This is a genomic window from Shewanella mytili (assembly GCF_046765975.1).
GTDB classification, from domain to species: Bacteria; Pseudomonadota; Gammaproteobacteria; order Enterobacterales; family Shewanellaceae; genus Shewanella; species Shewanella mytili.
This window is the reverse complement of record NZ_JBKOUD010000005.1, coordinates 53,429-78,066: the sequence shown is the minus strand read 5'-3', so window position 1 is coordinate 78,066 and position 24,638 is coordinate 53,429. Positions and strand designations below refer to the sequence as shown.

The 24,638-nt window shown below is 56.4% G+C and carries 17 protein-coding genes; 7 read left to right on the top strand and 10 right to left on the bottom strand.

Annotated features, from left to right (window positions below):
• The first annotated feature begins 13 nt into the window (after window positions 1-13).
• Window positions 14-3,289 carry an efflux RND transporter permease subunit gene (locus tag ACIDEJ_RS07020; RefSeq protein WP_411987376.1) on the top strand — a complete coding sequence of 1,092 codons (3,276 nt, stop codon included), beginning with the start codon at window positions 14-16 and terminating at the stop codon, window positions 3,287-3,289.
• Window positions 3,286-6,327: an efflux RND transporter permease subunit gene (locus tag ACIDEJ_RS07015; protein ID WP_411987375.1), complete on the top strand. Its 3,042-nt coding sequence runs from the start codon at window positions 3,286-3,288 to the stop codon at window positions 6,325-6,327. Before ACIDEJ_RS07020 ends, ACIDEJ_RS07015 begins: the two co-directional genes overlap by 4 nt.
• A 74-nt stretch (window positions 6,328-6,401) precedes the next feature.
• On the opposite strand, the gene ACIDEJ_RS07010 is transcribed toward ACIDEJ_RS07015, so the two are convergent.
• Genes ACIDEJ_RS07010 through ACIDEJ_RS06995 form a run of 4 tightly spaced genes read right to left on the bottom strand, consistent with a single transcriptional unit; the run spans window position 6,402 to window position 11,826 of the window.
• Window positions 6,402-6,584, bottom strand: a complete 183-nt coding sequence (locus ACIDEJ_RS07010) for a Trm112 family protein (protein WP_411987374.1) — start codon at window positions 6,582-6,584, stop codon at window positions 6,402-6,404.
• A 17-nt stretch (window positions 6,585-6,601) separates the two neighbouring features.
• Window positions 6,602-7,597, bottom strand: a complete 996-nt coding sequence (lpxK, locus tag ACIDEJ_RS07005; RefSeq protein ID WP_411987373.1) for a tetraacyldisaccharide 4'-kinase — start codon at window positions 7,595-7,597, stop codon at window positions 6,602-6,604.
• Between the two features lie 5 nt (window positions 7,598-7,602).
• Window positions 7,603-9,405, bottom strand: coding sequence for a lipid A export permease/ATP-binding protein MsbA (msbA, locus tag ACIDEJ_RS07000; protein ID WP_411987372.1), 1,803 nt, complete (start codon window positions 9,403-9,405; stop codon window positions 7,603-7,605).
• A 39-nt stretch (window positions 9,406-9,444) separates the two neighbouring features.
• Window positions 9,445-11,826: a DNA internalization-related competence protein ComEC/Rec2 gene (locus tag ACIDEJ_RS06995; protein WP_411987371.1), complete on the bottom strand. Its 2,382-nt coding sequence runs from the start codon at window positions 11,824-11,826 to the stop codon at window positions 9,445-9,447.
• A 29-nt stretch (window positions 11,827-11,855) separates the two neighbouring features.
• Here ACIDEJ_RS06995 and ACIDEJ_RS06990 point away from each other — a divergent pair, with 29 nt between their 5' ends.
• On the top strand, window positions 11,856-12,365 hold the full coding sequence (locus ACIDEJ_RS06990) for a DUF2062 domain-containing protein (RefSeq protein WP_411987370.1): 510 nt from the start codon (window positions 11,856-11,858) through the stop codon (window positions 12,363-12,365).
• Between the two features lie 69 nt (window positions 12,366-12,434).
• Here the strand turns inward: ACIDEJ_RS06990 and lolE are convergent, their stop codons facing one another.
• The 3 genes from lolE to ACIDEJ_RS06975 are packed head-to-tail and all read right to left on the bottom strand — an operon-like array spanning window position 12,435 to window position 15,629.
• Window positions 12,435-13,688, bottom strand: coding sequence for a lipoprotein-releasing ABC transporter permease subunit LolE (lolE, locus tag ACIDEJ_RS06985; RefSeq protein WP_411987369.1), 1,254 nt, complete (start codon window positions 13,686-13,688; stop codon window positions 12,435-12,437).
• Window positions 13,685-14,404, bottom strand: a complete 720-nt coding sequence (gene lolD / locus ACIDEJ_RS06980) for a lipoprotein-releasing ABC transporter ATP-binding protein LolD (RefSeq protein ID WP_411987368.1) — start codon at window positions 14,402-14,404, stop codon at window positions 13,685-13,687. Before lolD ends, lolE begins: the two co-directional genes overlap by 4 nt.
• Window positions 14,397-15,629, bottom strand: a complete 1,233-nt coding sequence (locus ACIDEJ_RS06975) for a lipoprotein-releasing ABC transporter permease subunit (RefSeq protein ID WP_411987367.1) — start codon at window positions 15,627-15,629, stop codon at window positions 14,397-14,399. Before ACIDEJ_RS06975 ends, lolD begins: the two co-directional genes overlap by 8 nt.
• A gap of 116 nt (window positions 15,630-15,745) precedes the next feature.
• Between ACIDEJ_RS06975 and ACIDEJ_RS06970 the strand changes: the two genes are divergently transcribed.
• From ACIDEJ_RS06970 to ACIDEJ_RS06960, 3 genes are all read left to right on the top strand, one after another.
• The gene (locus ACIDEJ_RS06970; protein ID WP_411987366.1) at window positions 15,746-16,318 is read left to right on the top strand and encodes a hypothetical protein; all 573 of its coding nucleotides are present in this window, start codon (window positions 15,746-15,748) and stop codon (window positions 16,316-16,318) included.
• Window positions 16,319-16,392: 74 nt separating this feature from the next.
• Entirely contained in the window at window positions 16,393-19,857 is a 3,465-nt protein-coding gene (gene mfd / locus ACIDEJ_RS06965; protein WP_411987365.1) for a transcription-repair coupling factor, read from the top strand.
• On the top strand, window positions 19,857-20,840 hold the full coding sequence (locus ACIDEJ_RS06960) for a peptidoglycan binding protein CsiV (RefSeq protein WP_411987364.1): 984 nt from the start codon (window positions 19,857-19,859) through the stop codon (window positions 20,838-20,840). Before mfd ends, ACIDEJ_RS06960 begins: the two co-directional genes overlap by 1 nt.
• Before the next feature lie 6 nt (window positions 20,841-20,846).
• Here ACIDEJ_RS06960 and ACIDEJ_RS06955 read toward each other — a convergent pair whose 3' ends face one another.
• The 3 genes from ACIDEJ_RS06955 to nagZ form a co-directional block, all read right to left on the bottom strand.
• The gene (locus ACIDEJ_RS06955; RefSeq protein ID WP_411987363.1) at window positions 20,847-21,119 is read right to left on the bottom strand and encodes an acylphosphatase; all 273 of its coding nucleotides are present in this window, start codon (window positions 21,117-21,119) and stop codon (window positions 20,847-20,849) included.
• 145 nt (window positions 21,120-21,264) lie between these two features.
• Window positions 21,265-21,807 carry an alpha/beta hydrolase YcfP gene (ycfP, locus tag ACIDEJ_RS06950; protein ID WP_411987362.1) on the bottom strand — a complete coding sequence of 181 codons (543 nt, stop codon included), beginning with the start codon at window positions 21,805-21,807 and terminating at the stop codon, window positions 21,265-21,267.
• A gap of 79 nt (window positions 21,808-21,886) precedes the next feature.
• Window positions 21,887-22,891: a beta-N-acetylhexosaminidase gene (gene nagZ / locus ACIDEJ_RS06945; RefSeq protein ID WP_411987361.1), complete on the bottom strand. Its 1,005-nt coding sequence runs from the start codon at window positions 22,889-22,891 to the stop codon at window positions 21,887-21,889.
• Between the two features lie 286 nt (window positions 22,892-23,177).
• Between nagZ and ACIDEJ_RS06940 the strand changes: the two genes are divergently transcribed.
• Window positions 23,178-24,554: an L-serine ammonia-lyase gene (locus tag ACIDEJ_RS06940; protein WP_411987360.1), complete on the top strand. Its 1,377-nt coding sequence runs from the start codon at window positions 23,178-23,180 to the stop codon at window positions 24,552-24,554.
• Window positions 24,555-24,638 lie beyond the last annotated feature (84 nt).

Below are 24,638 nucleotides of genomic sequence, written 5' to 3'. Positions count from 1 at the left end.
AAGGGACTTGCACATGTCAATAATTAACACCTCGGTGCAGCGCCCGGTCACCGTGTGGATGTTCATGCTGGCAATCATGATGTTCGGCATGGTGGGGTTTTCCCGGTTGGCGGTAAAACTGCTGCCGGATCTCAGTTATCCCACCCTCACCATTCGTACCGCCTATAACGGTGCAGCACCGGTGGAAGTGGAGCAACTGGTCAGCAAACCCATTGAAGAAGCGGTGGGAATTGTGAAAGGCTTGCGCAAAATCAGCTCTGTTTCCCGTGCAGGTTCCTCGGATGTCACGCTGGAATTTGAATGGGGCACCCAGATGGATTTGGCGGGGCTGGAAGTGCGGGAGAAACTCGACACCATTGAGCTGCCACTGGATGTGGACAAGCCGCTGTTACTGCGCTTTAACCCCAATCTTGACCCCATCATGCGCTTGGCATTACCCGCCAAAGACGGCAGCGAAAAGGAGCTCAAACGGCTGCGCACCTATGCAGAAGAGGAGCTGAAGCGGGAGCTGGAAACCCTGCCAGGCATCGCGTCGGTCAGGTTGTCCGGCGGACTGGAGCAGGAAATCCACATTCTGCTTAACCAGCAAAAGCTGTCCCAGTTGAACCTGAGCAGCGAGCTTATCAAGCAACGCATTGCCGAAGAGAACATCAACCTCTCCGCCGGCAAAGTGGTACAAGGCGACAAGGAATACCTGGTCAGAACCGTCAACCAGTTTCGCAATCTCAATGAGCTGTCGCAGATCATCATTTACCGCCATGACGCAACGCTGGTGCGCTTGGGGGATATTGCCACGGTAACCGATGGATTCAAGGAACGCTCGGACATCACCCGCATCGGCGGCAAAGAGTCCATTGAACTGGCCATTTACAAGGAGGGTGATGCCAACACGGTTGCGGTTGCCCAGAAACTACAGCAACGGCTGCAACACATGAAAGCCCAGGCGGCGACTACTGCCGCGCCGGTTCCGGAGGTAATTTACGATCAGTCCGCCTTTATTGAAAGCGCCGTGAGTGAAGTGACCTCAGCCGCCTTAATCGGCAGTTTGCTGGCCATGCTGGTCATTTACCTGTTCTTGCGGGACATCGTTCCCACCCTGATTATCTCCCTCTCCATTCCGTTTTCGGTGATTGCCACCTTTAACATGATGTATTTTGCCGGCCTCAGCCTGAACATCATGTCCCTTGGCGGCATAGCCCTGGCGGTGGGATTGTTGGTGGATAATGCCATTGTGGTACTGGAAAACATCGACCGCTGCAAAGCCTCGGGCATAACCCGGCAACAAGCCGCCATTAGCGGCACCCGGGAAGTGGCCGGAGCCATTACCGCCTCCACCCTCACAACCCTGGCCGTGTTCGTGCCGTTGATTTTTGTGGACGGCATTGCCGGTGCCCTGTTCAAGGATCAGGCCCTTACCGTCACCTTTGCACTGCTGGCCTCACTGCTGGTGGCACTGACATCCATCCCCATGCTGGCTTCACGCAAAGGCTTTACCCCGTTATCGGCCGAGGAGCCGCCACAGCCCCCGTCCCCGCTGGCAACAGATCGCTGGGGGAAAATCCGCCACCATGCGGCCATGCTACTGCGCCTGCCGTTCCGGTTACTGTTTAACTGGCTGCCAAGAGGCTTGATGACACTAACCCTGCTGCTGGCAAGGCTGGGCAGCTGGTTGCTGGGGTTATTCATGCGACCACTGGCAGCGCTGTTTAACGCCGGTTACCGGTTATTGGCACGGATTTACCAGCCACTGCTGGAAGGTGCCCTGCAACATAAAACGCTTACCTTGGCCATTGCGCTGCTGTTTACCGCCTCGGCGGGATTACTGCTAAGCCGCCTGGGAATGCAGCTGATCCCGCCCATGAACCAAGGGGAGTTCTACGTGGAAATTCTGCTCCCGCCAGGCACGGCGGTAAAGCGCACGGATCAGGTACTGCAGCAACTCAATGCTGCCATTGCCGATGACGATGCGGTGCAGCACGCCTACAGCCAAGCCGGTAGCGGCGGCCTGATGACCGCCGACACCAGCCGCGGCGGTGAGAACTGGGGACGCTTGCAAGTAGTACTGAAAGATCATCATGCCTTTGAGTCGGTTGCGGAAAAATTACGTGCCCGCGCCCGCACCATTGCGGAGTTGGAAGCCCATGTGAAGTTTCCCGAGCTTTTCAGCTTCAAGACCCCGTTGGAGATTGAGCTGAGCGGTTATGAGCTCAAGCCGTTGAAACAAAGTGCGGATGCACTCATGGCGCTTCTGGCCAGCGATCCCACGTTTACTGACATTAACAGCACCCTGCGCGACGGCCAGCCGGAAATCACCATTCATTTCGACCATGCAAGGATTGCTGCGCTGGGGTTGGATGCCCCTACCATTGCCACCCGAATCGCCCAGCGGGTAGGCGGCACCGTTGCCAGCAAATACACCCTACGCGAGCGCAAGATTGACATACTGGTACGCAGCCAGGCCGATGAGCGGCGCCATATCAGCGATATTGGTGCCATGCTGGTCAATCCGGACAGCCCTCACCCATTGCCGTTAAATGCCGTGGCAGAAGTGCAGCTGACGGTTGGCCCCTCGGCCATCAACCGCATCAGCCAGCAACGGGTTGCCATTGTCTCGGCCAACCTGGCCCAGGGTGACTTGAACCAGGCCGTGGCCAGCGCCCGCCAGTTACTGACCCAGCTCCCCTTGCCCGCTTCCGTGCAAGTGCGCTTTGGCGGCCAGAATGAAGAGATGGAAAGCTCGTTCAACTCCCTTAAAATTGCGCTGCTGCTGGCGGTGTTTCTGGTGTATATCGTCATGGCCAGCCAGTTTGAATCCTTGCTGCACCCCCTGCTTATCCTGATGGCCGTTCCCATGGCCCTCAGTGGCAGCGTTTACGGCTTGTGGCTGACCCACAGCCAGTTATCCGTGGTGGTGTTTATCGGCCTTATCATGCTGGCGGGCATTGTGGTCAATAACGCCATTGTGTTGGTGGATCGCATCAATCAGCAACGCATCGCCGGTGTGAACAAACTCGATGCCATCCGCGATGCCGCAGCATCACGGCTTCGCCCCATCCTGATGACCACCCTGACCACCACGTTGGGGCTGCTACCCATGGCCATCGGTTTGGGTGATGGCGCCGAAGTGCGAGCGCCCATGGCCATTACGGTCATTTTCGGATTGAGCCTGTCAACCCTGCTGACCCTGGTGGTCATACCGGTGCTGTATGCCCTGTTTGATCAAAAAACCTTTGATGGCGCTGATGACACCCATGCCGACGCCCTCAACGGGACGGGAGTCAACCCATGAATCTAACCGCATTGGCATTAAAGCGTCCGGTCACCACCAGCATGTTTTTTGTGGCGATTTTACTCTTTGGGCTGGCATCCGCGCGCTTGCTGCCCCTGGAGATGTTGCCCGGCATCGACATTCCGCAAATTTACGTGCAGGTGCCATACAAGGGCTCATCCCCAGCGGAGGTGGAGCGGGATATCACCAATGTACTGGAGGAGTCCCTTGCCACCATGGGCGGTGTGGATGAACTGCTGTCCAAATCCTCCCAGGATGGCAGCGAAATTGAAATCAGGATGAAATGGGGCGAAAGTGTCGCCACCCGCAGTCTGGAAGCCCGGGAAAAAATCGATGCGGTGCGCCACCTCCTGCCCGATGATGTGGAGCGGGTGCAGTTGCTGCAGTTTTCCACCGCCGACATGCCGGTGCTCACCATCCGCATCTCCAGTGAGCGGGAGCTTTCCGCCGCCTTTGATCTGTTGGACAAACAGTTGCGCCGGCCACTGGAGCGGGTAGCGGGCGTATCCCAGGTAACCCTGTACGGGGTTGATCAAAAACGGATTGAAATCCGCATTGATGCCCAGAAGCTCACGGCCAGCGGCATCACCTTGCCAGCGTTACGCCAGCAGCTGCTGCGGGAAAACTTTGTTATCAGCGGTGGTGCCCTGCGAGACAACAATGTGCTGTATCAGGTATCCCCCAAGGGCGAGTTTCGCCAACTGGATGACATCCGCGCGTTGAGCATTGGGCCGGGGTTACAACTTAAGGATGTGGCCGACATCCGCTTTGCCCTCCCAGAAGCCACCGCCGGGCGCCATCTTGACAAGAAATATGCCGTGGGACTGGACATCTTCAAGGAGTCCGGGGCCAATCTGGTGCAGGTGTCCGACAACGTCATCAAGGTGATTGATGCGGTCAAGCAGGACAAACAGTTTCAGGGGATCAAGTTGTTCGTGATGGATAATCAGGGACTGGAAGTGGAATCCTCGCTGCATGAACTGCTGATGTCAGGGTTGATTGGCGCCTTGCTGTCCTTTGTGGTGCTGTACCTGTTTTTACGCAATCTGCCCATGACGCTGATTGTGGTGTCATCGGTTCCCATCTCCATCTGCATGACGCTGGCCGGCATGTACCTTCTGGGTTACAGCCTCAATATCCTGTCCATGATGGGATTGCTGCTGGCCATCGGCATGCTGATTGACAATGCGGTGGTGGTGTCAGAAAGCGTGCTGCAAGAGCAACAGCACCATCATGGCGGAATACACGGCATTATTGCCGGGGTGGACAAGGTGTCGCTGGCGGTACTGGCGGGCACCCTGACCACGGCGATTGTGTTCCTGCCCAATATTTTCGGCGTGAAAGTCCAGCTCACCGTGATGCTGGAGCACGTAGCGGTGGCCATCTGCATCTCATTGGCAGCATCACTGCTGGTTGCCAAAACGCTCATTCCCTTGCTGCTGAGCCGCATCCACCTGCAACCAGACCTTGTGGATGCACCGCCCCCCAAACTGCAGCGGCATTATCAGCAGTCGCTGGCCTGGGTGCTCCATCACCCGCGGATTTCCACATTGCTGGCCGCCTTGGTGCTGTCATCCACCGCCATACCGCTGCAACTGGTGCAAAAGGACAATGAAGACAGCAACAGCACCCAGCGGATGTATATTGACTATCGGGTGGAAGGGCGCCACAACCTGCAACTGACCGAAGCCATGGTCAATCAGATGGAGCATTACCTGTATGCCAATCAGGCAAAATTCCATATTGATGCGGTATACAGTTACTACGCGCCTGACAACGCCAGCTCGGTGATTTTGTTAAAACCGGATTTGCCCATGCCACTGGCCACCCTGAAACAGGAAATCCGCGAAGGTTTTCCCAAATACGCCTTCGCCAAGCCCCAGTTTGGCTGGGGTGACAGCGCATCAGGGGTACGGCTCACCCTTACCGGCCGCTCCACCAGCGAGCTTATTCGCCTCAGCCAACAGGTGATCCCTTTATTGTCCCACATCAAGGGGCTGGCGGATGTACGCTCAGAGCTTAACGGCGCCCAGCAGGAAGTGGTCATTCACATCAACCGGGAGCTGGCGGCCCGCCTTGGCCTGAAACTGAGCGATATTGCCACCACCATCAGCACGGCGCTGCGGGGCACCCAGTTACGCTCTTTTCGCCACGACCCCAGCGGCGAGCTGCGCATCGCCTTGTTGTATGACAAGCAGTGGCAGCAATCGCTGGACACCCTGAAACGACTCCCAGTGGCCCGTCTTGACGACAAAGTCTTTACACTGGGTACGGTGGCCCAGATCCAGATTGTGCCCCGGTTTGACGTTATCCGCCATTACAACCGGGAAACGGCCCTGTCCATTGGTGCCAACCTGGAGGGGATCACCATGGAGCAGGCGCAAAAGGAGATCTCCCGAGCCATGCAACAGGTGAGTTTGCCCGATGGTTACCGCTCATCGCTCACCGGCGGTTTTGAAAAACAGGATGAAGAGCAATCGGTCATGCTGATTAATATGCTGCTGGCCGTCGCCATGATTTACATCGTGATGGCCGCCTTGTTTGAGTCGCTGTTACTGCCAAGCGCCATTATCACCAGCATATTGTTTTCCATCACCGGCGTGTTTTGGGCCTTGCTGCTTACCCATACGCCCATGTCCATCATGGCTATGATTGGCATTCTGGTACTGATGGGCATTGTGGTGAATAACGGCATTGTGCTGGTGGATCAGATTAATCAGATGACGCCTGGCCTGGAGCAACTGCCCCAGGTCATTACCCGGGTGTGCATCACCCGCCTGCGGCCGGTGCTGATGACCGTTGCCACCACCATATTGGGGCTGGTGCCGTTAGCTGTCGGCCAAACCCAGGTAGGTTCCGGCGGCCCGGAATATGCCCCCATGGCCATTGCCATCATCGGCGGTCTGGGCTTTTCCACCGTGACCAGTTTGTATCTGGTGCCCTTGTGTTACCAGGGCTTTTACCGCCTGCGCCATGCCAGCGCCCGGCACTTTGCCAAGGCGTTGCAACAGAGCAAAACCCTGTTGCCCTGGATTTGACCCCAAAAATGGCAACAAAAAAGCACCACGCCATGGCGTGGTGCTTTTTCATTTCACCGTAACACGGACAGTCTTCAGTCCTGCGTTTCCTGCCAGTTGCTGGCTTTGTCGGCCAGCAACACCGGAATGCCGTCATCAATGGGATACACCAGACGGTCTGCTTTACAGATCAGCTGCTGGTGCGCTTTGTCGTACTCCAGTTTGCCTTTACAAACCGGGCACGCCACTATATCCAGGAGTTTTTTATCAAATGCCATCTGACTGTCCTTTCTGTTTAGTCATGTCTGTGACTCATTACCGCCCGAACCCGGGCCAGTAACTGGGATTCAAATTGTGCCGAAAATGCTGCGTCCACGGCCAGATACCACCAATGCCTGCCGGCAAATGCCCGGCACTTGATGGCATCCTTTTCAGTCATCACCAGTGGCTGCTGGGCCACGAATGCAAAATCTGCTGCATTGTAGGGGTGATGATCCGCAAATACCATGGTTTGTGTCAGGGAATAGCCCTCTGCCTGCAAAGTATCAAAAAAACGCTGAGGATTCCCAATGCCGGCTACCGCCACCAGCGGTTGTGTTTTAGCCGGAGGGAGCCCCTCAGACGTCTCGGCTACCGGTTTGAGGCCGCCAACCTGCAACTGCATGGCAAAACCGTCACGGCTATCTTGCCGAGCGCCGTTCGCCACCACAAAATCCACGGTATCAAGGCGCCAAGCCCCTTCCCGCAACGGACCGGCCGGTAACAGCATGCCGTTGCCCAGCCCCCGACTGGCATCCAGCACCAGCAGCTCGATATCCCGGGCAAGGCGGTAATGCTGCAAGCCATCATCACTGATGATGATATCCACCTCAGCGGACTGCAGCAGCAAGCGGGCACTGGCAATGCGATCGGAGCCTACCGCCATGGGCACGCCGGTACGCTGCACTATCATTGCCGGTTCATCCCCGACCTCTGCCGCTGAAGATGAGGGTAACACCAATCGTGAATGGGTTTGGCCGCTACCGTAGCCACGGCTGATAACACCGGGATGATAGCCCTGACGGCGCAGCCACTGCACCAGATAGATCACTACCGGCGTTTTGCCGCTGCCGCCTACAGTGATGTTGCCCACCAGTATCACCGGCACCGGCAGTTTGACCTGTTGCTTCAGTCCCAGACGGAATGCCAGACGGCGACAACCACTGAGCAGGGCAAACAGCCAGGACAATGGCCATAACAGCCAGCGCCCCCAGTGATGCCCATACCACACGCGATTCAGCCAGTTTTCCACGGGGCTTAGCTCCCGAACTGCATCTGGTACAGCTTGGCATACATGCCATCTTGTGCCAGCAGCGTCTGATGATTGCCCCGCTCCACTATCTGCCCCTGATCCACCACCAAAATCTCGTCGGCATTCTCGATGGTGGACAGACGATGGGCAATCACGATGGAGGTGCGGTTGCGGCGCAGGTTATCCAGCCCTTTCTGAATGGCTTTTTCAGATTCCGTATCCAGCGCCGAGGTGGCTTCATCCAGAATGAGCACCGGTGCATTACGCAAAATGGCGCGGGCAATGGCAATGCGCTGGCGCTGACCACCCGAGAGGGTCACCCCGTTTTCACCGATTTCCGTATCCAGCCCGTTGGGGAGCTTGTCAATGAACTCCATGGCATAGGCCAGTTGGGCGGCTTCTTCTATCTGTTGCCGGCTCACCTCTCCCGGATAGGCGTAGGCAATGTTATTGGCAATGGTGTCGTTAAACAGCATCACCTGCTGGGACACCAGCGCTACCTGGCTGCGCAGGCATTTCAGCGAATAATCGTAAATGCTCACGTCATCCAGCAGAATGTCGCCACCATCCAGCTCGCCGTAAAAACGGCTGAGCAAACTGGCAATGGTGGATTTACCGGAACCGGAGCGGCCCACCAATGCCAGGGTATGGCCTGGTTGCACGTGAAAATCCACCTGTTGCAGCGCTTGCTTTTCCTGCCCCGGATAGTGAAAGCTCACATTGTTAAAGCGCACATCGCCCCGGACCCGTTCCACTTCATGCTGACCGCGGTCTTGCTCCGGTGCGGTATCCAGCAGTTCGAAGATGGTGGTACAAGCGGTGATGCCCCGCTGGAACTCCGCATTTACCCGGGTGAGGTTCTTGATGGGTTGCAGCATGGACAGCATGCAGGCCAGTACCGTGGTGAAAATGCCGGCGGTCAGTTCACTGCGCATGCTGTCAAGACTGGCGGCAAAAATCACCGCGCCCAAGGCAAAGGAGCCGATAATCATCACCAGCGGCTGGCTGATGGACTGGGTGGTGGCCAGCTTCATGTTCTGATAACGGTTAAAATCATTGGCGCGGGAAAAACGCTCGGCTTCGGTGCGTTGTCCGCCAAACGACAGCACGTTTTTATGCCCCTTGATCATCTGTTCGGTCACCGTGGTCACCGAACCCATGGCGCCCTGAATTTGCCGGGACACTTTACGAAAACGCTTGCTGACAATGGAAATCACCAAGCCGATGAGCGGCGCAATCACCAGAATGAAAATGGACAGTTTCCAGGAGTACCAAAACATCACCGCCAACATGCCGATGACCGTCACGCCGTCACGCACGATGGTGATGAGCGCATTACCGGAAGCCCGGGCCACCTGCTCGGTATCGTAGGTGACTTTGGAGATAAGGTTGCCGGAGTTTTGCTGTTCCATGTAACTCACGGGCAGTTTCAGCAAATGCTCGAACACCTGCTGGCGCATCTCCTGCACCACCTTGGCGCTCATGTAAGAGATACCGTAAGTGGAGATGAAGTTGCACAGGCCGCGCAGCACAAACAACCCCACAATCACGAATGGCGCCATGGCCAACACATCATTACCCGACTGGAACCCCTGGGTGGTCACCACTTCAAGATGGGTGTCCACCGGTGGTTGGGCAGAAAAACCTTCATCCACAAACGGCTTGATGAACATCATGAACGTGACGTCCACCGCGCCGTAACCCAACAAACCCAGCACCGAGATGACAAACACGCGCCTCAAATGCTGTACATAAGAGACTAACCGTTTGAATATCGCCCAGGTTTCATTTTTTGACGTATGAGGCATCGAGACCATAATTTCAGTAAAATTCACGAAGTCCGCATTCTACTCTGGATTGCGGGTGTAACCAAATCCAAACAAGCGGTTATACCAGTAAGGTGCCAGTTGCTGGCGATAGGTGCGCACCCGAATTCCCCGGTCATCCAGCATGAAGCTTATCTGCCCCTGCTCACCGCTGACCAGTTGCCGGGCATGGACCGCCTGATAACGCTGACGGACCTCCTCTTTTGGAAAATGCCAGCGATTGGCAAAGCCTGCCGGAAATACCACCCACTCAGGGTTTACCGCCCCGATGAAATCTGCGCTGGATGAGGTTTTGCTGCCATGGTGAGGTGCCAGCAAAATCTGGGCATGCAGCGGCACGCCCTGGCGCAGCAGCGCCACTTCTCCGGCCAATTCGATATCTCCCGGCAACAATACCCGGTGCACGCCGTCATCCAGTAACAGTACACAGGAGCCATTGTTGCCGGCCTGTGGCTGCGCGGGTCCAAGAAGCGTCAAGGTCAATTGCTGCCAGCGCCATTGCCTTGGACGGCAATCGGCCGATGCGGGCAACCAGGGCGTGTCGGTGATAAGCAAAGTACCGGGAAACGCCTCATGAAGCACCCTGAAGCCACCGGCGTGATCATTATCGCCATGACTTATCAGCAGGTAATCCAGGTGACGTACTCCTGCCGATGCCAAAAATGGCAAAATCACCCGTTCGGCATAACTGAAACCTGAGGGAAATGCCGCGCCGGTATCAAACAACAAGGCCCGGGTGCCCTGCTGGGCCACCACCGCCAGCCCCTGCCCTACATCTAGCACATGCAGTTGCCAACCTTTGAGGGGCAGTTCGGCGCGCCACTGGACAACCTGCAACAATGCCGGCAGCAGTAAAAACAGGGGGATGACCACATGCCAAGGCCTTGGGCGCCATAACCAGATAACGCCGGCCAATAATCCGAACCCCAGGCTCAACGTCAGCATGCTGGGCAAAAGCACCCAGTTGCCCGGCAAGGTGTCGCTAAGTTGCCACAGCCAGTTGGCCGGTAATAGTGCCCAGTCGGCCAGTTCCCAAGGCCATGACATCGGCATGGATGCCACCTGGGGTACAGCCTCAAGCACACGCCAGAGAGTCAGCGCCAACAAGCTTAACGGGATCACCACCACACTGAACCAGGGCACCAACAACAGGTTTATCCAAAAACTGTGCAGGGTCATCCCGCCAAACAGCATGGCCTGCACCAGGGTCAGCCCCAGGCATAACCGCCATTGAACGCGCCAGAACTGGCGGCACCAGCGTAATGTTGCCGCCCGCCAGGACAATTCTTCGGCGGGTAACGGCCGCTGCCACTCCAGCAAAATGAGCGCCAATGCGAGAAACGACAACCAGAAACCGCCACTGAGCGGTGCCAAAGGGTCCATCAGCAGCACCAGTGCCATGGCCCATAACCAACGTTCCCAAGCCGATACGTTACGCATGGACCAACTGACCAGCACCAGGGCCAACAGCATGAGCAAGGCCCGTTGCACCGGAATGGCAAAACCCGCCAACCAGGCATAAACCCCAGCGCCCAGCAAGGCCAGCAGTTGGGCAGTCAGCAACCCCCATCGCCCTTGCCCGGGCCAGCACCGGCTCAACCCTCTTGCCAAGGCGTACAGCCACAGTGCCACCACTGACAGGTGCAAGCCCGAAATGGCCACCAAATGCCCGGTGCCGGTCTGCCGGAGTTGCTGCCAGCGGCGCTCGCCGATAAGGCCCCGCTCCCCCATGGTCAGTGCCAGCAACATGTCGCCGTTGGGCAAGGTTTGCAGTAACGGCATCAGTTGCGCCAGCAAGCGTGAGCGCACATCCTGGGCCGCAGCCAAACGCTTGGCGTTTATTACCGTGCCTTTGGCTGTCACGTGTTGTGCCAGTAGATACTGCTGCTGGTTAAAGCCGCCCTGATTCAATACCGAGACAAAAGCCCGCGGGCGCACCTCAAACAGCCACACTTCCCCGATTTGAGGCAATGTGCCAACCTCGGCATTATCGGCGGCCATGGCGGACACATCCCAGCCCAGACGCCAACGCCGGGGTGGCTGCCAACGGGATGACGTTCGGGATTCCGCCACTTCCAGATTAATCCAGTCGCCATGGGGCGCAACCAGTGATATGATTTTGCCCCGCACGGTCAGGGGTGTCGTCTGTCCCCGAAGCGATGAATATTCGTCTACTTCTCGCAACGACAATACGACGTGGCAAAACACCATCATCCACAACACGCCTGCAAGCGCGCCACACAGCAGTGCCTTGATTGGATAATGGTGTTTGGGAACTTGCCACAGTGCGCACAGGAGTAAAGTCCCTGCAATAATTAACGGTGACAATAATGATGACGGCATGGCTGGCCATACTCTGGCTGACACCAGCGCCAGACAAAAGCCGCTCAGAATGTAATTCATCAGCTAAGTTAAGACAGCAATCAAACCTTATGCCAAAGAAACTGATTAAAAAGTTCCTGCCAAAACCTGAAGTGCTGCGGGAACACAAATACCTGCGTATGTTCGGTGATTTGCTGAATAATCCCAATCTGTGGGCGCTCACCCGTCGCTCAGCGCCGGGCGCGTTTGCCGTGGGACTGTTTGTGGCCTGGGTGCCCATGCCGTTTCAAATGGTGCTGGCCGCGGCGCTGGCCATTGCGTTTAACGTCAACCTGCCGGTGTCGGTGGCCTTGGTGTGGATCACCAACCCGGTGACCATGCCCCCCATGTTTTATCTGGCCTATATTGCCGGGGCCAAGCTATTGCACCACCCCACCGAGCAGTTCTCGTTCGAGCTATCCTGGCATTGGGTGGAAACCTCATTCGCCACCATTGCACCGCCTTTTTTGCTGGGTTGTCTGGTGTTTGGGATCATCAGCGCCATTGTGGGCTATGTGGCGGTGCGCAGTTTGTGGCAGTACTCCATTTACAGTCAGTGGCAAAAGCGCCGCCGCAAATAGCGCTCACCATAAAATACAGGCCGCAATATCGCGGCCTGTATCGTTTTTGCATCACATTTTCATCTGGCGTTATCTCGCTGCTAGGGCTCTGGCCGGCGCAATGCAGCTGGCGCGATAGGCCGGATACAGTGTTGCCAGCAAACTCATCAGCAATGCCATCAGCAGTACCCAGAGCACATCTTGCCATTCCAGGCGCGACGGCAAAAAATCAATGAAGTACACATCGGCCGATAAAAATTTATGTCCGGTCAGCCCTTCGATTGAGGCCGCAATCGCCGACAGGTTTTGCGCAAAGAAAACACCGATGGCCACCCCCAGCACGCTGCCTACCACCCCGTTCAGCCCGCCCTGCACAATGAACACCAGCATCATGGCCCGACGGCGCAAGCCCATGGTCATCAAAATGGCTATCTCGGCGGCTTTATCGCGCACGGCCATCACCAAGGTGGAGACGATATTGAAACAGGCCACGGCAATCACCAGCGCCAGCACCAGATACATGATGGTGCGCACCATCTGGATATCCTGATACAGATGCCCCTGACTACGGGTCCAGTCATTGATGTACAACATCTGTTGCTGCTGGTAGCCCAATTGGCGGATAAGTGACGGCGCCTCAAACACCCGGGCCACTTTGATGCGAACGGCATTGACCCCGTCCCCCAGCCCCAGCAATTGTTGGGCATAAGCCAAAGGCACGTATGCCTGGCTGTAATCCAGCTCGCCGCCCACACTGAAACTGCCGCTGATGACCAGCGTATGACTGCGAGCCCGGCCAATGTCAGCCGCACTGTGCCGTGCCCGGGCCGGCGGCAAATACAGGGTGATGGAATCGCCCACGGCCAACCCAAGTTTTGTCAGTAGCCCCTGGCCCATCACGATATGGTTGCTGTCACCTTCCAGACTTTGCCAGCCTTCAGCCGACAGGTAATCTCCCAGGGTTGACACCTGTTGCTCCAGTACCGGGTCCACGCCGGTCACCTGCACGCCCACAAAACCGCCGGGCTTTTGCACCAGCCCTTGCAGTTTCACCATGGGCGCAGCGCCGGTAATGCCAGCGATGGCATGGGCCTCGGTGAGCATCTGCTGCCAATTGTTGATGGGTTGCCCCGCCGAGAGCAACTCCCCTTGGGGCACCACCCCCAACAGCCGTTTTTCCAGCTCACTTTCAAAGCCGTTCATGGCCGACAAGACCAAAATGAGTACCGCCACGCCCAAGGCAATGCCCGCCGTGGAAGCAAACGAGATAAAACTGACAAAGCCGTTGTGTTGCCTGGCCCTGTAAAAACGCCAGCCAATCAATACCGGCAACCATTGCTTCATAACGGGGCTCCTGCAACCGTCAGGCGACCGTCCACCATTTGCAGTTGCCGGTCCATCCGGGCCGCCAGTTGATGATCATGGGTCACCACCACAAACGCCGTTCCCAGCTGGGCCGCCAACTCGCGGATCAGCTCATACACGGTTTCCCCGCTGCTGGCATCCAGATTGCCGGTGGGTTCATCCGCCAGCACCAGTCGCGGATTGTTGATTAACGCCCGGGCAATGGCCACCCGTTGCCGCTCACCGCCGGACAATTCCGCCGGCAAGTGCTGTAACCTGTGCTGCAAGCCTACCCGGGTCAGCAGTTGCTGTGCCTGCTGCTGCACTTGTTGCTTGTTGCGCCCGGCAATCCAGCCGGGCATGGAGACATTTTCCAGCGCCGTAAATTCTGGCAACAGATGATGAAACTGGTAGATGAATCCCAACTTCTGATTACGGATCTGCGCCTGGCGCGTGGCCGGCACCTGATACAAATCCTCCCCGTCCAGCAACACCTGCCCGCTGCTGGGACAATCCAGCGTGCCAAGTATATGCAACAGCGTACTTTTGCCGGAGCCGGAGCTGCCCACAATGGCCAACTGCTCACCGGCCACCACGGTCAATGCCACATCATGCAATACCGGCGTACTGAGACTGCCTTCCTGATAACTTTTGCTGACCCCTCGGACCTGCAGTAATGGCGTATTCTGCATCTGCTCTCTCTTTGATTCATTCATAACTAAGGGCTTGTGCCGGCTGTACCGCCGCCGCCCGCAGCGCCGGATATAACGTGGCCAGCAACGTAATGGCAATGGTGCCCACGGTAATGCCCAGCAACTGGCCGTAATCCAGCATCACCGGCAACTGTTGCCCGGCGCCCAGAATGCTGATCCCCAATGCACTGAGCAGCGGATTGATGTAAACGGTAGCCAAACTGCCCAAGGTCAACCCCAGCAGCAGCCCCAAAAAGGCGTTCAGCGATCCTTGGGACACGAACACCAGCATGATGTCGCCCCGGCCAAGCCCCTGGGTTTTGAGCACCGCCACATCGGTGGTTTTATCCACCACCATCATCACCAATGCCGAAACGATGTTGAATGCGGCCACGGCAATGATCAGGCTCAGCATCAGCGACATCATGTTTTTTTCCATTTTCACCGCCGCAAACAAGTGGCCATAGCTGTCGCGCCAGTCACTTACCTGCACCTTGAGCCCTTGGGCTGTCAGTAGTCTGGCCACCTCGGGAGTTAACTGGGGCGCACGAAAAGGGTCGGTCAGGAACAGCCGTAAATCTTCAATGTCGTCTGCGGCCTTGCGCATGAGCCTGCGCGCGTCGGCATAATGCAGATAGGCCACATTGGCATCCACCTGCGAGCCCATTTCAAACACGCCCGCCACCGTAAAAGTGCGCTGACTGGGCACAGGCCCCAGCGGCGAATACACCACTCCATCACCGCTGATTAGCCGCACCTTGTCGTTTTGCGTCACATTCAACCGCCGGGCCAGTTCAGCCCCCAGCAACACCTGGTAACGGCCGGATTGCAGCGCATCATAGCCATTGCCCAGGGTGTGTGATGCCAGCGGCGACAGCGCGCTGTCGGCCTCGGGCAAAATGCCGTACAACTGCACGGCGCTGATGTTGTCCTGTGACTGCACCATGGCCTGAATGGTGACACCGGGCGCTGCGCCGCGCACGCCCGGCAAGGTTTGCAACAGCGATGCCTGTTGTTGCCAGTGGGGCAAAGGCGCTGCGCTGTGTACGGTAAGTTGCGGCACGGCCCCCAAAATGCGCTGTTTCAGTTGCCCTTCCAGCCCGTTCATTACCGAGCTCACCATGATCAATGCCGCCACGCCCAGAAAAATGCCGCTGACCGCAAAAAAGGTGATGAACGAGGCAAACGCATTGGACTTGCGCGCCCGCCAGTAACGGTAACCGATAAAAAAGGAAAGGGCCGGATTCATGGGCAGAACAATCGCTCCTCAATCCCGGCATGGGTAATATTGCGCCAGGCTTGCTAAATCATTGAAGTGGGCACGATAATAGGTGGATTAGCCGACTAAATACAAGGGGCAGCGCCTTGTTTCCAGAATCCAGCGCCTATTTCAGTGTTCCGCATCCGTTTGATGCCTATGTGTCATTGTGGCCAAAAGATCAGCCACTGCCAGATGAAACGCTGCTGCAAAGCATGAAATCCAAAGGCATGCAGCTGATGAGTGAGGTTAAGGCCCTGGAGGGCAACTGCCTTATCCATCTGCGGCAAATGGGCGATGACGGCCGAGCCATTGTGGAATACCTGAAACTGCAATCCCGTAAAATCGATTTGGTACTGCAACACCTGCTGGAGCAGGAAGCCCGCGACGGCGAGCACTGCATCGGTTTGCAGTTTGGCGGCAGCGGGGTGCGCCTCAAAAGCGCGCAGTCACTGGCGCGGGGCCAGCAAGTGAAACTGTTGCTGTTTGTCCGTGAGGAAATCCTCTCGGTATTATGCCTGGCCCAGGTGAGCGATTGCCGGGAGGATCCGGATGAGCCGGGCTGTTTCCTGCTGGATTTGCAGTTCAGCGTGATTACGGATGCCGAAGTGGAACAACTGGTGAAAGCCAGTCTGGTGGTGCAGCAAAAACAGCTCAAGCATCGAAAAACCAACAACTGACGGCACTGGTACTCATCGGCGCAAATCTCTACAATGTGCCCCAACTCTTTTCCCATAAATCCATTTGCCGCTCAATGACCGCTTTTTCCGTTCTCGCACCGCAGGGTGCCACCAAGGCTGCGGATGTACGCTACCTTGGCCTAGATGAAGGTGTTGCCCGCGCCCTGACATTAGCCTCCCTGGCATCCAGCCACCCCGGCATCAGCTTGCTGGTAACACCGGATACCCCAACGGCGCTGACCCTGGAAGCGGAACTGCAGCACCTGTTGGCGGACAAACTGCCGGTGTGGTTGTTTCCGGACCGGGAAACCCTGCCCTATGACAGCTTTTCACCGCATCAGGATTTGATATCACAACGGCTGGAAACCCTCTCGCGCCTGCCAAGTGCCAAACAGGCACTGGTCATTGTGCCCCTGACCACCTTGATGGTTAAACTGCCGCCGGTGGCATTTCTCAGCGCCAATGTCATGCTGCTGAAAAAAGGTGACCATTACCCACTGCAGGAGATGCGGCAGCATCTGGTCAACGCCGGTTATCATCTGGTGGGGCAAGTGTATGAACACGGCGAATTTGCCATCCGCGGCTCCATTCTGGACATTTTCCCCATGGGCTGCGTCAAACCGCTGCGCATTGAGCTGTTTGACGATGAAGTGGAGTCCATCCGCTATTTTGAGGCGGATACCCAGTTGTCCCAAGAGCCGGTGGACCAAATCCGCATGTTGCCCGCCCGGGAATTTCCCACCGATGACAGCGCCATTGAAGGCTTTCGTCAGCGTTACCGGCGCTATTTTGAAGTGGTGGTCAAAGAGCCTGAATCCGTCTACCAGCAGGTAAGTCGCCATTTGATGCCCGCCGGGATTGAAAACTATCTGCCGCTGTTTTTTGACGCCACCGCCACCCTGTTTGATTATCTTGGCAACAAGGCGCAACTGTTCACCATTGGCGATTTAGCACATGCCGCCGATGAACATCTGGCCCAGGTGCAGCATCGTTATGAAGACCGCAAGGTTGACCCGCTGCGGCCGCTTTTGGCCCCCCAAGAGCTGTACCTGTTAACGGATCAGTTATTTGCCGCCTTCAAACAGTTGCCACGGGTGCACATTGATGCGCCCGGCAGCCACAAGCATCAGCTGATGGCGGCAACCGCCCCATTGCCGGAACTGACGGTCAACCACAAGCAAAAACAGCCGCTGGCTGCACTGGCGGCATTTGTGGCCGCCAAAAACAAAGTGCTGTTCAGTGCCGAGTCGGAAGGCCGCCGGGAAGCCTTGCTGGAAATGCTGGCCAAAATCGACCTCAAGCCGCGGCTTTTTAACGGTATTGAGCCGTTTCTGCAAAGCCCTGACAACATCGGGCTGATGGTTTCCCCCTTGTCCCAAGGGTGCGAGCTCACCAATCCTGCGCTGTGCATCATTTGCGAAACCGAACTGTTCGGTGCCCGCATTGCCCAGCAGCGGCGCCGGGACAAACAGCGCCAGGTCAGCCAGGATGCGCTCATCCGGGATTTGGCCGAACTGAAAGTGGGGCAACCCATCGTGCACCTGGAGCACGGGGTGGCCCTGTATCTGGGGCTGGAAACCCTGGATGCCGGCGGCATGGTGGCCGAATACCTCAAGCTGGAATACGCCGGCGGCGACAAACTGTATGTGCCGGTATCATCGCTGCACCTGATCAGCCGTTACACCGTGGGGCCGGATCAGCAACCCTCCCTCAACAAGTTGGGTAACGACACCTGGGAGAAAGCCCGCAAAAAAGCCATTGAGCGCATCCGCGATGTGGCGGCCGAGCTGCTGGACATCTACGCCCGGCGCCAGTCACGGCCGGGCATTGCCGCCAAAATGGAGGCAGAGGATTACGCCCTGTTTGCCCAGAGCTTCCCGTTTGAGGAAACCGTGGATCAGGAGACCGCCATTGATGCGGTGCTCAGTGACATGCAATCCCCCATTGCCATGGACAGGCTGGTATGCGGTGACGTGGGTTTTGGCAAAACGGAAGTGGCCATGCGCGCGGCCTTTGTGGCTGTGAATGCAGGCAAGCAAGTGGTGATGTTAGTGCCCACCACCCTGCTGGCCCAGCAGCATTATGAAAACTTCAAGGACCGTTTTGCCGATTGGCCGGTACAGATTGAAGTGATGTCGCGTTTTCGCACCGCCAAAGAGCAGCAACAGGTCATGGACGCACTGGCCCAAGGCAAAGTGGATATCGTGATTGGCACCCACAAGCTGCTGAATTCAGAAGTGAAGTTTGAAAATCTTGGCCTGCTGGTCATAGATGAAGAACACCGTTTCGGCGTGCGCCAGAAAGAGAAAATCAAGGCGCTGCGCGCCAATGTGGACATTCTCACCCTCACCGCCACGCCGATCCCGCGAACCCTTAACATGGCCATGTCCGGCATGCGGGATCTGTCGATTATCGCCACGCCACCGGCCAAACGGCTGGCGGTGAAAACCTTTGTCCGGGAATACGATAAAAACAGCATCCGTGAAGCCATTCAGCGGGAAATCTTGCGTGGCGGCCAGGTGTATTACCTGCACAACAATGTGGAAACCATTGAAAAAGCGGCGGAAGATATTCGCCAGTTGGTACCGCAGGCACGGGTGGTGGTGGCCCACGGCCAGATGCGGGAGCGGGAGCTGGAACGGGTGATGTCAGACTTCTACCATCGCCGCTATAACGTGCTGGTGTGTACCACCATCATCGAAACCGGCATTGATGTGCCCAGCGCCAACACCATCATCATTGAACGGGCCGACATGTTCGGACTGGCCCAATTGCACCAGTTGCGCGGGCGGGTTGGCCGCTCCCACCACCAGGCTTATGCCTATCTGATGACGCCCCATCCCAAACGCATGACCAGCGATGCCCGCAAACGCCTTGAGGCCATTGATGCCCTGGAAGACCTCGGCGCCGGCTTCATGCTGGCCACCCAGGATCTGGAGATCCGCGGCGCCGGTGAATTGCTGGGCGAGGAGCAAAGCGGCCATATTTCCAAAATCGGCTTCAGCCTGTACATGGACATGCTGGAATCGGCGGTAAATGCCCTGAAACAGGGCAAGGAGCCATCGCTGGCGCAAATGCTCAATGAACAGTGCGAGATGGAGCTGCGAGTCCCGGCCTTGCTGCCAGAGGATTATGTGGGAGATGTGAATATCCGCCTGTCACTTTACAAGCGCATTGCCAACTGCCGCACTGAAGCCGCACTGGATGAGCTTAAAGTCGAGCTCATTGACCGTTTTGGCATGCTGCCTGACGCCACCCGCCACCTGATGCAACTGACGCTGCTGAAGCATCAGGCCACCACCTTGGGACTTAAAAAGCTGGAAATGCACAGCCGGGGCGGTAGCCTGGAATTTTGTGACGATCATAAGGTGGACCCGGGATTCATCATCGGGTTGCTGCAATCCCAGCCACAAATCTATCGAATGGACGGACCGAATAAGTTAAAGTTCACCATGGTAACGGAAAACAGCAAGCAACGGCTGGAACTGGCATCACTGCTGCTGGAGCAGTTGGCCCAACACACTGTGGGAGAGCGATAGTGTTTAACAAATTTCTGCTGGCAACCCTTACAACATGCCTGCTGAGCGCCAGCTTACATGCAGTGGCCGCCCCTTGGTACGAGGTGGAAATCTACCTGTTCCAGCGTCCGTTGCAAACCCAACAGGAGCATTGGCCGGATACCCCGTTGCCGCTGGATACCCGCAATGCCATCGATTTGCTCACCCCGCAAGTGGCCAGCGACATCACGGGGGTCAGCATGGCCCTCAATGACTGCAACAGTCAGTGGAATGGCCTTAACACCACCTCGCAACCCTGTGACAACACACTTGAAAGCGCCAAGACACTGGTAATGCCTCAGGTAATGCCGGTGGACGTACTGCCAAAAGATCCCCAAAGCGCCACCCTGCCCCATGCCGTGCTGGAGGATGCAGACAGCGCCCAGTTCGGCGAGATTATTGCCCGATTACAACGCCAGTCCGGCGCAGAGCCGCTATTGCATATCACTTGGCGCCAGGAGATGAAACCCCGGCGCCAATCCCGGCCCTTACACCTGTTTGCCGGCCGCAACTTTGCCGAACAATTCCAGCACAACGGCTTGCCGGTCAGCCAGCAGGTTGCCGTAAAAGACCGGTTTGCCACCTTTGATGCCCTGAAACTGGAAGAAAAAACCACGCCTGTATGGCAGTTTGACGGTCTGCTGAATATCTATCTCAGCCATTACCTTTATGTGGAAACCCGCTTTAACCTGCGCCAACCCGGCCAAAAAAGCATTGCCATTGAAGGGCACCCGGCAACCGAGATGCCATACCTTTACAGTATGCCCATGGAGCAAAACCGCCGTATTCGCAGCACTGAAATCCATTATTTTGACCACCCGGCGATGGGCATGATTTTGCAGGTGCGCCGCATTCAGCAACCGGATGACACCACAACAGAAACGCCTACTGATGCCGAGGAGCCCGCAGCAACATCACCGGCGGCAGACAATCCGCCCGACATTCCCCTGCCCCAGGCGGATTAACGGCACCTAGGCGGTAATGGAAAAATCGAGGTAGATTTCATCTGCCTCGTCTTCTTCCACAAAAACGCTGTCGACCTGTGCAGTCACCGGCCCGATTTCGCACCAGTGGATTAATTGATCCACCGCCGGAAAAGCCCCTTGGGCGAGAATGCGCACCCGGCCATCATCCAGATTGCACACATAGCCCGTCACCCCCAGCGCCTGGGCTTTTTGCAGCGCGCTGCGACGCAACCCCACGCCCTGCACCTTGCCACTCATGGTGATCATCACCCTTTTCATGTCCCGCCCCCATTGTCATTACTCTTATAAATCAAGCACTGAACGTGCAAATTGCAACGTCAACAACTGATAAATCTGCAACACAAGCAAACAAGGTCAGATACAACGCCATGGCACCGAAGGCTCTGTTGCCATCACGCTTCGGCTAAGGCTGCTTTTTAAACGCTTTAATCGACACCATGTGGCTGGACAGGGACGGAAATTTATGGGGCTGCTGCTTATCCCAAATCACGTCATAATACTGACTCAGCAAAGTGCCACTGCGCTGGCTGTCGAGCACCTCGTCATGCAAGGACAATAAGCACAAGGCCCTGCCACGATTCTTGGCGCGAAAATCCGTCACGCATTTCTGGGAGATGTCTTCGTATTCTTCCGGCCGGTCGATTTTGCCGGGCATGTTTTCTTCCGGCCACAAATTGGGATTCACCAGCACGGTCTTGACCCCGGCCAAAAAGCCAATCCGCTCCGCCCAGTAGCCCCCTAACCCCACGCCCACCAGCAATGGCTGTTTGTCACTGGTCAACTTCAGGTGCCTGCAGGCATCATTGAGCAGGTGGCGCATGTCATGCTTGGGATACAGGGTGCTGTAGCTAAGCAAACGCACATCGTCATCAATAAACTGCAGTTGCCTGATTTTTTCATGGTTGCCAGGGCTGGTCGCGTCAAATCCGTGCAGATATAAAATCATGTTTGCGATCTCCTATACTGGCGCAATCAACATTACGTTAACCAAGGTGCCACTCCAGTGTTTTGTGCTAGGTCAATGATTAACCAAGAAGCCTGGCTGCCAACGCCGATGCCTGTTGCCAGCGCGTTTCATTTTGTAATGCCTGCAACAGTCGTGAAGGTTGAGGTTTTAAACGTGCCAATAAATCCGGGGCAGATGCCGGCCAGCTAAAATCCTGCAGCAGGGTGCGGGCGCCTTCCGGTTCGTTACATACCAACACCATATCACAACCGGCAGCAATTGCAGCGCTGGCACGTTGGCGAAAATCACCGGCCATCGCGGCGCCTTTCATCCCCAGGTCATCGGAAAAAATCACGCCATCAAAGCCTAACTTCCCCCGCAACACCTGCTGTAGCCAACGGGATGAAAAACCGGCAGGCTGAGGGTCTACCTGCGCATAAATCACATGGGCGGGCATGACGCCCTGCAAGGCCCCCGCCTCGATTAATGCCGCAAAAGGCGGCATATCCTGGGCAGCAATCTCATCATAGCTGCGGTTATCAATGGCCTGGGCATGATGGGTATCAGCCGCCACGCTGCCATGGCCGGGGAAGTGCTTGCCAATGGCCACCATGCCGGCCTCGTGCATCCCTTCAATAAAACTGCGGGCCAGCGGAATCACCTCATCCGCCGTCGCCGCAAAACTGCGTTTGCCTATCACTTCACTCACGCCGTTAATGTCCAGCACCGGCGCAAAGCTCACATCAATGTCACAGGCCAGCAGCTCCAGCGCCATTAAAAAACCCAGCTCTTTGGCCCATTCAATCGCCAGCGGCATATTGCCGGCTGCTGGCAGAATGTCGCCCATGGCCGGCAGTTCACTGAACCCCTCACGAAAACGCTGTACCCGCCCGCCTTCGTGATCCACCGCTATCACGATATCCTGTCGCAGGACCCGAATGGATTGCACCAGTTCAATGAGCTGGGCGCGGTGCTGATAATTGCGGCTGAATAAAATCACGCCGCCCACTGCCGGATGCCGTAATACGTCTGCCTCATCGCCCTGCAATTGGGTTCCGGCAATATCCAGCATTAGATAACTCATAAACCTTCCTTATAAAATTTATACCTGGAGCGGCCCAGCCCCGCTGGTAACATTTGGCATACAACACACTATAATACTTAAACACCGCCGCGCAGACGCATGCTTTAATGCAGCTAATGCGAAACCATAACGATAAAAATAACTAATGATATGACAACTGCAAAATGTGGGATACTTAGCGCCATTTACAGTACGCCCACGGGGCTAAGATACCTGTAATTTCCACTGAGAGCGAGCAAGGCTCTCAGGATGTACAACAAGAGCAAGCACTATCAGGGTTAACTACATGATCAGCGTATTTGACATGTTCAAAATTGGCATTGGCCCCTCCAGCTCCCACACTGTAGGGCCGATGAAAGCCGGCAAAATTTTTATTGAAAAACTGTCCCAGGACGGCCTGTTAACCGCCACTGACGAGATAAGGGCGGAACTGTTCGGCTCGTTGGGGCAGACGGGCAAAGGCCACGGCACCGGCAAGGCCGTTATCTTGGGTTTGATGGGGGAAGACCCGCAAACCGTTGATACCGACGCCATCGATGCGGTACTGCAGCAAGTGCATGATACCCAATCACTACAACTGGCAAATGGCCAAAGGGTCATCTTCACCCGGGAAAGCGGCATTACCTACCATCGGCGCAAAACCCTTCCGGCCCACGCCAATGCCATGACCCTTTCAGCCTGGCACGACAATCATTGCCTGCAACAACGCACTTATTATTCAGTGGGGGGCGGTTTCATCCTGAATGAAGAGGAAATCCGGCAGCATGATGCCTCACCGGCCACCCCGCTGTTAAGCGTGCCCTATGACTTCAACAGCGCTACCCAGCTGGTCAATCTGTGTCTGGATAATGGCTTGAGCATTTCATCATTGATGCTGGCCAATGAGCGCACCATTTGTGCTGAGAGCCAGATCAAAGAGCAGCTATGGCACATCTGGCAAACCATGAAGCAATGCGTTGAAAAAGGCTGTCACCGGGAGGGCATTTTACCCGGAGGGTTAAAGCTAAGACGCCGGGCACCAGCACTGTACCGGCGCCTTAAGGCCGAGAGCAAAAACACCATTGACCCGTTGAATGCCATGGACTGGGTGGATCTGTTTGCCATGGCGGTCAATGAACAAAATGCTGCCGGGGAGCGGGTTGTGACAGCGCCCACCAACGGAGCTGCGGGCATTATCCCGGCGGTATTGTGTTACTACGACACCTTCGTGGAAGCCGTCGACAAGGAAAGCTGCGCCCGCTTTTTGCTGACCGCGGCCGCCATCGGCATCCTGTATAAAAAAAATGCCTCCATTTCCGGGGCGGAAGTGGGCTGTCAGGGCGAGGTCGGCGTGGCCTGCTCCATGGCCGCTGCGGCCTTAACCGAGCTGATGGGTGGCACGGTGGAACATGTGGAAAATGCCGCTGAAATCGGCATGGAACACAACCTGGGGCTGACCTGCGATCCCGTTGGCGGTTTGGTACAAGTGCCTTGTATTGAGCGTAATGCCATGGGGGCGGTAAAGGCCATCAATGCCTCCCGGCTGGCCTTGCGGGGGGATGGCAATCATAAGGTATCGCTGGATAAAGTCATCAAGACCATGATGGATACCGGCAAGGACATGCGCAGTAAATACAAGGAAACCGCCAAAGGCGGCCTGGCCGTTAATATCGTGGAATGTTAATGCCACCACAGCCGGATAATCTCCGGCTGTGAATTTTGATGGCGATTTCACGGGCAACGCCATAGCACATCTATCCGGCGCTGA

Bases quoted from the DNA above. Each gene is read 5' to 3' on its own strand.
- nagZ (WP_411987361.1), bottom strand. From the start codon at position 22,891: ATGAGTTATCTAATGCTGGATATTGCCGGAACCCAATTGCAGGGCGAT.
- lolD (WP_411987368.1), bottom strand. From the start codon at position 14,404: ATGAATGAATCAAAGAGAGAGCAGATGCAGAATACGCCATTACTGCAG.
- msbA (WP_411987372.1), bottom strand. From the start codon at position 9,405: ATGCCTCATACGTCAAAAAATGAAACCTGGGCGATATTCAAACGGTTA.
- mfd (WP_411987365.1), top strand. From the start codon at position 16,393: ATGACCGCTTTTTCCGTTCTCGCACCGCAGGGTGCCACCAAGGCTGCG.
- ACIDEJ_RS07015 (WP_411987375.1), top strand. From the start codon at position 3,286: ATGAATCTAACCGCATTGGCATTAAAGCGTCCGGTCACCACCAGCATG.
- ACIDEJ_RS06990 (WP_411987370.1), top strand. From the start codon at position 11,856: ATGCCAAAGAAACTGATTAAAAAGTTCCTGCCAAAACCTGAAGTGCTG.
- ACIDEJ_RS06975 (WP_411987367.1), bottom strand. From the start codon at position 15,629: ATGAATCCGGCCCTTTCCTTTTTTATCGGTTACCGTTACTGGCGGGCG.
- ACIDEJ_RS07020 (WP_411987376.1), top strand. From the start codon at position 14: ATGTCAATAATTAACACCTCGGTGCAGCGCCCGGTCACCGTGTGGATG.
- ACIDEJ_RS07010 (WP_411987374.1), bottom strand. From the start codon at position 6,584: ATGGCATTTGATAAAAAACTCCTGGATATAGTGGCGTGCCCGGTTTGT.
- ycfP (WP_411987362.1), bottom strand. From the start codon at position 21,807: ATGATTTTATATCTGCACGGATTTGACGCGACCAGCCCTGGCAACCAT.
- ACIDEJ_RS06995 (WP_411987371.1), bottom strand. From the start codon at position 11,826: ATGAATTACATTCTGAGCGGCTTTTGTCTGGCGCTGGTGTCAGCCAGA.
- ACIDEJ_RS06955 (WP_411987363.1), bottom strand. From the start codon at position 21,119: ATGAAAAGGGTGATGATCACCATGAGTGGCAAGGTGCAGGGCGTGGGG.
- lolE (WP_411987369.1), bottom strand. From the start codon at position 13,688: ATGAAGCAATGGTTGCCGGTATTGATTGGCTGGCGTTTTTACAGGGCC.
- ACIDEJ_RS06940 (WP_411987360.1), top strand. From the start codon at position 23,178: ATGATCAGCGTATTTGACATGTTCAAAATTGGCATTGGCCCCTCCAGC.